The organism is Bacteroidales bacterium (assembly GCA_018334875.1).
In the GTDB taxonomy this organism is placed as follows: Bacteria; Bacteroidota; Bacteroidia; order Bacteroidales; family UBA12077; genus JAGXLC01.
Genome location: JAGXLC010000201.1, coordinates 1 through 7,632 on the forward strand (window position 1 = coordinate 1; position 7,632 = coordinate 7,632).

Genomic DNA, 7,632 nt, shown 5'->3' on the forward strand with positions numbered 1-7,632 from the left:
TTACCAGCAAAAGATCCTGGGCCATGCTTATGAGCCTTTCCGCTCTGGGCGGTATAATGCTGTACAAGATGATCAAAAGAAACCGCCTGCTTGAAGATATGAAAAAGCGTGAAAAGGACCTGAAAGACCTGGAAGATGAATATGAGCAGCTCAGGGAACAGCATGAGATCACGGAGGAGAACTATGAGAAGGCGAAGGAACGCCTGGAAGAGGCCAAGAAACAGATGGTCAAAGACATCATAGATGCTGATAAGGAACACCGGGAACGGCTGAAGGAGATCGAGAAGGACTTTGAAAACAAGTCGGCCGATGAGCTCATGCGAATGACCGAAGAGCTGCTGGGCAAATAAAGTTTTAAATTATCTAACCCGGATAAATTGGAAATTCTAATATCTAATTTAGAATTTGGAATTTAGGATTTAGGCCATATATCTAGAATTTCCTTTTCTGCCAAAAAATGCACGAAAACAAAAATTAGTGTACTAAAACAAAAATATAATGATGAATAAAACAACATGGATCATAATAGCCATCCTCATGATGTGGATTGGCGCCGATGCGCAAAACAGCATCACCATAGACGGTGTCACCATGGAGGGAAGGGCCGCCGGATCCGGATGGATCTTTGAAGGAGAGGAGGATACCATTCTTGCCTTTAAAAAGGAAGATTACAGTGAAGTAATGGAGAAAGTTCAGAAGCTTCGCTCGGAGGTAAAACGTCTTGAAGATGTGGTAGCCGCCCGTGAAAAGTATATCGCTACTGTGGATGATTATAAGAACGAGGCCGAAAATCTGATCGGCCTGCAACAGCAGATGATCGGCAAGGCCGACAGCCTGTACACCGGCTACCGGTCTTTATACGATGATCTGAAATCCGTTTACGGTATGACGGACATATCAGTTATGGCAGGTACCGGTGCCTTCCGTTACAGCCCGGATGGATGGAAGCCCTTGTTCAATCTGGGCGTGGAATACAAGCAGTTTCAGGGCAGCTACCTGTTCGGAAAGAATTTCAACGGCATCAGCCTTCAGTACCGCATCTGGTCATTCTGATGGCACGGATGAAAGTGAACCGGGAGGATGGCCACGAATGCACGAATGAGATCGGATGGCGAAGAGCAGAGCGTCTCGGGTCTCGCGTCTCGGGTCTCGCCGTCCCGTGTCTCGGGTTACCGCTATCCAATTACCCTATGTGTTCTTCTATGTGTTTCTATGTGCCCCCCGCCTGCTTCGGGGCAGGTATGTGGTTCAATCGTTTCAGGTTTGATTTTTGAGGTTTGAGAGCGAAGAGCGAAGGGCAAGAATGTTTAATGTTTGAAGTTTGAGGTTGAGAAGTTCCATTGTTAAACTGTTGAATGAGGCTGAGTTTGAGGCAAAGGCTGAGATAATGATTGAATGATTGGATGATTGAATGGACCGCGGAAAAAGGTTTAACTGTGAATACAACCAATGACTACCAATGACCATAAATGACCATAAATGACTATTATATTCTCCTTGTTCCCTTTTGCTTCTCCAACCCTCAAACCCTCAAACCCTCAAACTCTTCGTCAAACTCCTGTCAAACAATAAAAAATTTTCTGCAGGGCTATAACTTCCGAGACACGCCACGGCATGTCTCTACTCCACATTCACGTGTTTCGTTTCCACCCCAATCTCCGGCGGATCCTGCAGATGCCGTTTCACCGTGCATTTTTCTGCTGCTTTAACCACGGCATTCCTGTATTTGTCAGGAAAATCATCCGGTAGCTGAATCTCCACATCGATTTTATCTATCAGCCTGGTAGATTGATTAAAATTCAGCTTTTGAATGATTTTGATGTTATCGCTTGGTATATTGCGCTGATCACAGAAATTCTTCACATAGATACCGGTACACGTACCGATCGATGCCAGGAACAGATCAAAAGGCGACGGCGCTGAATCTTCTCCGCCTCCCTTTTCCGGCTGATCGGTTTGGATGTCGTGTCCGTTCCATTTCGCATTCACCTTCTTATTCCCGTTAAAATATACTTCCATATTCATAATACTTCCCTGTTTTTGTTTCTGTGGTAAACATATAAATATCTTCATTTGTTCATAATTAATGCCAATGCTACGCCTTCCTGTTAATTGTCAGGTTAATTTACCTTTCATGATAATTCACCGGTTACATGATGATGCATTGATTCAGCATTTTATCGCGCACTCTAACGAGGCGCCGGGCATCGTCGTGCGAATTGTTGCTATCGCTATTGGCCTTCTACGAAGGCGAAGACAAGGATTGAATGGACCGCGGACAAAGGTTTAACTGTGAATACAACCAATGACCATCAATGACAAAGAATGACAATTATATTTTACTGTCCCCTTTAGCCATTCCAACATCAAACTTTCAAACTCTTTGTCAAACTCCTGTCAAACAATCTAATGACAATCTAATGACAACATAATGACCACCAAATAACTACTTAATGACCCTTAATGACAATCATATTCTACTGTCCCCTTTACCCATTCCAACAGTCAAACTCCCGTCAAACGTATTTGGTGTCAAACTTTTGTCAAACAATCTAATGACAATCAATGACTACATAATGACCATAAATGACAATTTAATTTCTCTACCAACTCCAGCTTTCACGGGTTGCCAACTGCCAACTGCCCATTGCCCACTGCCAACTGATATATGATCTTTGATATGTTGTCCTTTTTTTGCATTTTTGGCACCTTTTTGAAAACTGTATGTAAGCCATGAGGAAATTTTTTAAGATAACCAACTTGGTGATCCTGATTTTTATCGGTATTCTTTTGATACAATTTGGATACAATGAATACCGGGTCAATCAGTTAGACCGTCCTTACGAATCGGAGCATCTGAAACCGGAAGATAAAGCCTCATTGCGGGAAGTATACAAAGTGAAAGATCATTTCGGGGATAGTATATGGCCTGGTTTCAGTCAGCAGGAGCTACCGGTGATCCTCTTTAACGACCGGTATGAGTTCCTCTTCGGTACTTCACAATCTCCTGAAGGCTGGGAACCTGTAAAAGGTGACATGCTTATGGGGAAAAACTATTACCGCCGGGTGGCTGAGAACCCCCAGGCTTTTGCCGTACAGACTGAAGTGGGGTGGGTCGGCAGCATGTCCTCGCTCAGTTATCTGAACCGCGATATATTGCTTACCATCCGGGATCAGCTTCCCATTCCGCTGAACCGGCTTATGCCAAGTCAGATGATGGTTAGATCCAATGATTTTCATGTCGTCTCAATCGTCCATGAGATGTTCCATGCCTACCAGGCCCGGAAATATCCTGAAAAATTCGGTCGCAGCGTAGCCCAGGCCAAAGTTACGGAAGATTACCCTTATGAAAAACAGCGATTGAATGAGTTGTTTACGGAGGAGGGGAATTACCTGGTCAAAGCCTTGAATGCAGAAGACCGGGAAGTTAAGCTGAAGTGGGCAAGAAAGTTTATTTATACAAGGAACAGGCGGCGCAAGGAGATGCATACTGAAAAGATCAATTATGAGAAATTCACCGAATGGCTGGAAGGCCTGGCCAAATATACGGAAATCAAATCCTATGAAGTAGCACACAACCATACGGATAAGCTGGCATTTGATTATGAAGAAGGACTTCCACACTGGAAGACAGAATGGAATAACCTTGAGAAGCTTGGAAGCGTGGGAGGTTCCAGTCGTTTTTACCTGAGTGGTATGGCCCAGTGTCGGTTGCTGGATCAACTCAGTGATGACTGGAAACAGCAGATCGTGAAAATGGGGATATTCCCGGAAACGCTGTTAAAAAAGATGACAAGATAAAAAGAGTTCCGGCAAAAGCTGCAATAGGAATAATCCAGGCTAGAAATTATTATATATCATTAGTATATTTTATATATTTACCATCATTGAAATATGGGTTTGATTCATTTCCCATTCACTTTTAAATATTTTTTAAATTTAATACATGGTGTTCAATAAAACTGAAAGCAAATGGGCAAGCAAGATGAGATGAAAACATTCTTCATTCGCCGCGATACCCAATGCGGTGTTTGTGGTGAGGAGCTTTGGAAAGGTTCGATGATCACCCTCGACCGGGAGAAGGGGGCTTTGTGCATGTCCTGTGCCGGTATGGATCATCTGTGGTTTTTGCCTTCCGGTGATGCAGCTCTTACACGCAGGGCGAAAAAGCATTCGGGCATGTATGCTGTGGTTTTACAATGGGCCCGGGCACGTAAGCGATATGAACGGCAAGGTATATTGGTGGAGAAGGAGGCCCTGGAACAGGCCGAAAAGGAGTGCCTGGCCGATCAGGACCAACGGGAAAGAAGGAAAGAGCGTGAAGCCCTTAAAAGGAAGGAGCTGGACAAGCAGTTTATTGAACAGTTTGCTGCAAAGATCCGCGGGCAGTACCCGGGCATTCCTTCAGGCAGGGAAAAGACAATTGCCGAACATGCCTGCCGCAAGTACAGCGGACGCGTTGGGAGAAGTCAGGCTGCCAAAGAATTTTCGGAGGATGCCATACGATTGGCAGTCATAGCCCATATCCGTCATACGGAAACCAACTACGACGAGCTATTGATGAGAGGGTATGATCCTTTTGATGCCCGGATGCTTGTAAGGGATCAGGTGGATTCAAAGTTGGAAGAGTGGGAAGGGGAGGATTAGGATTTTAACCAACTGCAATTTCCAGGATTATCTCACACTTCTTGTCTGAAAAGCAAACAGGTAAGAGCCCAGGGGGAAATGAAATGAGGCCCTGTGCCCCAATATTTCGTACCTACCAAACATAGCAATAAGAAAATAGTCCAGAGATAGCAAGAAAAATATATAGTTCTACAAAATGTGGAACTAAAATTTGTATATTTGCGTTTAGTAAGTTGGATTGCTTTGGAACTGTTAAGAAAGGATAGGCTTTTAAAACTCAAGAAGAAGAACAGAGGTAACACTAAATTAGCAGCTGAAATTGATAAGCTTATTTCAGATATAGAAAATGCTAACTGGAATAAGCCAACTGACATTAAAGATAAAAGACCAGATGCTGATTGTGTTCACAGTGACGGTTTTTACTTCTTTGATATTCATATTCATAGAACAATGATTCTTATAGTTTTTGAAGAAAATGAAGCTACTGTTATCTGGACCGGTTCGCATGACGAATATGATAAAACATTCAAAGGTAATAAGAAGACCATTGAAAAATGGTTACGAAATCAACAACTAATATAGTATGGAAAGGCTAGCTATAAATAACATACAAAAGCTTAATGAATTAAAGGGTGAATTGGAATATGAGCGGGCTACTTCATTATATTTGAAATTGCGTAAGCTAGAGAAAGAAGACAGCAACTATACCTCTCTTCGCAAACATCTTAGAAAACTCATCCTAAAGTATGAACAGGATCATTGGTCAGATGAGTCTAAAATTGAAGACAAGCAAATTGAGGAAAGTGATCTGGCTGAATCTATAGTCCAATCAGAAAATGAGTTTTACCAAAGACGAAAAGAACTGATCAGAGAGAAATTGAAAGAATCAGGATTAAACCAGAATGATCTTGCTAAAATTTTGGGTCATCGAAAAGGCTATATGTCAGAGCTCATAAATGGTTTGAGGCCCTTTTCCAAGGAAGACCTGGTTATTATCAACCGTCTTTTCGGGATTAAGCTGGAAGATTTAATCCCTCCGTTTATAAAACAAGATAAAGCCAAACAAGTCCGAAACGCCTTAAAATCCATCCCTAACAACAAAATTAAACTTTCAAAAAAGGACTTTGATCTGTATATTTCATAACCTTTTTTAATGCTACATTCGCTAATATTTAAAATGCCATATAAGCTATGCGGGCAGACTTCCGACGTTTTTGGTGCTCGGCTTCAGACAGGTTTATTAACGGCGAACCCAACCAACCGGAGTTATCAATGCTGGTTAGAATGCTTCCCTTTTTCATCCCGGACGGTGCATTCAGCTTTCCGTTCAGAAAATAAATTCCGGCTATTAAAAGGAGGGCAGAAAGGCCGATAATAACCCAATAAATTTCGCTGTTGCCTATCCAACCTCTGATGGTCTGAATTTCCCCTGAAAAGTTTAATATGACAAAAAAGGAGGCTATTAAAACCCGGATGATCAGCCTTACTGATTCGTTGAAGGTAGGGTAAAATTTATCCCTGGCTGCATTTTCCATTGAAGCTAAGGTTGAATCGTTTATTGATTTTTAATGATATCGGTCAATTCATCAATATGTTCTTCATACACTCCCCTGGGATCGGTTTCATATTTTTTGCAAAGAGAAGCAGCATAACCCACCGCAATGCCCATCTGGCCTGTTGTATTCATGACTCTTGGTCCGCCCAGGCCGATGTGTGAGCAGCTAAAGCACCTTCCTGCCATGAACAGGTTTTCGATGTTCTTTGAATAAAGGGACCTGTAAGGGATATAGTATTCTTCTACCGGATAAAAGAGGGCTTCCGACAGAAAATCCACTTTAGAAGGATCCTTCAGCCATTGCTGGTAGTGCACGTCCACATCACGGGTGCCTTTTGCCACGGCATCCTCAAATTTGGTATTCTTTTTCATGTCGTTGAAGGTATAGATGTAATCGCCTTTCAACCTCCGGGATTCTCTTTTGCCTACCAGGTAAGACATCCATTCCAGCCTGACGCTGTCATTTTCCGGTTTTTGTTTGGCATTGTAAAAAGAGCCATAGATGGCCCGGAACATGTGGTCGCGTATGGTCTCGGCATCTTTTACCTGGTGAAGTTCATTCTTTGAGAATTCCCATTTCCACGTTCCGCTTGTGGCGGCATGGTCTTCCGCCACATCCATAGCCCAGGGTACTTCCGGGAATTCTATCGCCCGATCAGCTTTGTTCGTTCGCCAAAGCACGGAAGCTCCCATTACGCGATTGTCACCCTCTTCGGGGCTCCATAGCTCACCGTGTTTTTTCCATCCTTCATCATACTTTGATCTGGGTTCACGGCCATACATGTATTCGGCTCCGGCCCAGTAGCCGATCCATCCGTCGCCGGTACAATCGGCAAACAGTGGGGCTTTAAAGCGTTTTCGCTCCCCGGTGGATGTATGGCGGGCATCTACCGAAGTGATGGAGTTGTTGCTTACATTGGCATCGTAGGCCCGCCAATTAAGGAAGATGGAAATGTTGTCGTACTGTTCCATGTTGCGGCGCCGTTTTTGCTGATCCGCTTCGGCTTTCGGCGATCCGTTGGGCCAGTGCTCCGTATCCAGCATGGACAGTATGCGCTCCCCTTGCCAGTGGATGCCTTCGGTATGGACGCGTATCTCTTTGCTGGCATTTCCTCCCAGTACCGGCCTGTCCTGAACAAGCCCGACCTCCAGGCCGCTTTCAGCTGCTGCAATGGCAGCCCCGCACCCGGCTATCCCTCCTCCGACAATGACCAGGTCAAACTCGTGCGTCTCTTCCGGGGCATCCTTTTGATTGAGTTTTTCCCTTCTCCATTGTGCCAGTTGCTCTTTCTGATCTGGAGGCGCTTCCCTTCGGGTTGAAAAATACAGGGCGTCACAGCGGCCTTCAAATCCGGTAAGGTCCTCCAGCTCAACAGTGGCAAGTTCATCCTTGATGATCACCTCGCCTGCATATTCCCAGTTCCAGCCTTTCTCTGTTCCCAGGGTATTGG

General features: G+C 44.1%; 9 protein-coding genes. 6 read left to right on the top strand and 3 right to left on the bottom strand.

The features are described from left to right. Together KGY70_14115 and KGY70_14120 are read left to right on the top strand one after the other, a co-directional pair. The coding region (locus tag KGY70_14115; protein MBS3776325.1) for a DUF2524 family protein at positions 1 to 350 on the top strand (350 nt) is incomplete at its 5' end. Between the two features lie 148 nt (positions 351 to 498). Next, positions 499 to 1,053 (top strand): hypothetical protein, encoded by a 555-nt coding sequence (locus tag KGY70_14120; GenBank protein MBS3776326.1) that lies wholly within the window; start codon positions 499 to 501, stop codon positions 1,051 to 1,053. Between the two features lie 567 nt (positions 1,054 to 1,620). Here KGY70_14120 and KGY70_14125 read toward each other — a convergent pair. Further along, on the bottom strand, positions 1,621 to 2,025 hold the full coding sequence (locus KGY70_14125; GenBank protein ID MBS3776327.1) for an OsmC family protein: 405 nt from the start codon (positions 2,023 to 2,025) through the stop codon (positions 1,621 to 1,623). A gap of 708 nt (positions 2,026 to 2,733) precedes the next feature. Between KGY70_14125 and KGY70_14130 the strand changes: the two genes are divergently transcribed. The 4 genes from KGY70_14130 (at position 2,734) to KGY70_14145 (ending at position 5,770) form a co-directional block, all read left to right on the top strand. Further along, entirely contained in the window at positions 2,734 to 3,801 is a 1,068-nt protein-coding gene (locus KGY70_14130; GenBank protein MBS3776328.1) for a hypothetical protein, read from the top strand. Between the two features lie 171 nt (positions 3,802 to 3,972). After that, entirely contained in the window at positions 3,973 to 4,647 is a 675-nt protein-coding gene (locus KGY70_14135) for a DUF2293 domain-containing protein (GenBank protein MBS3776329.1), read from the top strand. 198 nt (positions 4,648 to 4,845) lie between these two features. Continuing rightward, complete coding sequence (locus KGY70_14140) at positions 4,846 to 5,208, top strand: type II toxin-antitoxin system HigB family toxin (protein MBS3776330.1); 363 nt, start codon at positions 4,846 to 4,848, stop codon at positions 5,206 to 5,208. Between the two features lies 1 nt (position 5,209). After that, complete coding sequence (locus KGY70_14145; protein ID MBS3776331.1) at positions 5,210 to 5,770, top strand: helix-turn-helix transcriptional regulator; 561 nt, start codon at positions 5,210 to 5,212, stop codon at positions 5,768 to 5,770. A gap of 28 nt (positions 5,771 to 5,798) precedes the next feature. On the opposite strand, the gene KGY70_14150 is transcribed toward KGY70_14145, so the two are convergent. Further along, positions 5,799 to 6,161: a hypothetical protein gene (locus tag KGY70_14150; GenBank protein ID MBS3776332.1), complete on the bottom strand. Its 363-nt coding sequence runs from the start codon at positions 6,159 to 6,161 to the stop codon at positions 5,799 to 5,801. A 20-nt stretch (positions 6,162 to 6,181) separates the two neighbouring features. Continuing rightward, positions 6,182 to 7,632, bottom strand: a 1,451-nt coding sequence (locus KGY70_14155; GenBank protein MBS3776333.1) for an FAD-dependent oxidoreductase, incomplete at its 5' end; no start/stop codon positions are given.

What these genes read in the sequence shown, in the direction of transcription:
- KGY70_14145 (MBS3776331.1), top strand. Translation starts at nt 5,210, where the DNA reads ATGGAAAGGCTAGCTATAAATAACATACAAAAGCTTAATGAATTAAAG.
- KGY70_14150 (MBS3776332.1), bottom strand. Translation starts at nt 6,161, where the DNA reads ATGGAAAATGCAGCCAGGGATAAATTTTACCCTACCTTCAACGAATCA.
- KGY70_14135 (MBS3776329.1), top strand. Translation starts at nt 3,973, where the DNA reads ATGGGCAAGCAAGATGAGATGAAAACATTCTTCATTCGCCGCGATACC.
- KGY70_14130 (MBS3776328.1), top strand. Translation starts at nt 2,734, where the DNA reads ATGAGGAAATTTTTTAAGATAACCAACTTGGTGATCCTGATTTTTATC.
- KGY70_14120 (MBS3776326.1), top strand. Translation starts at nt 499, where the DNA reads ATGATGAATAAAACAACATGGATCATAATAGCCATCCTCATGATGTGG.
- KGY70_14125 (MBS3776327.1), bottom strand. Translation starts at nt 2,025, where the DNA reads ATGAATATGGAAGTATATTTTAACGGGAATAAGAAGGTGAATGCGAAA.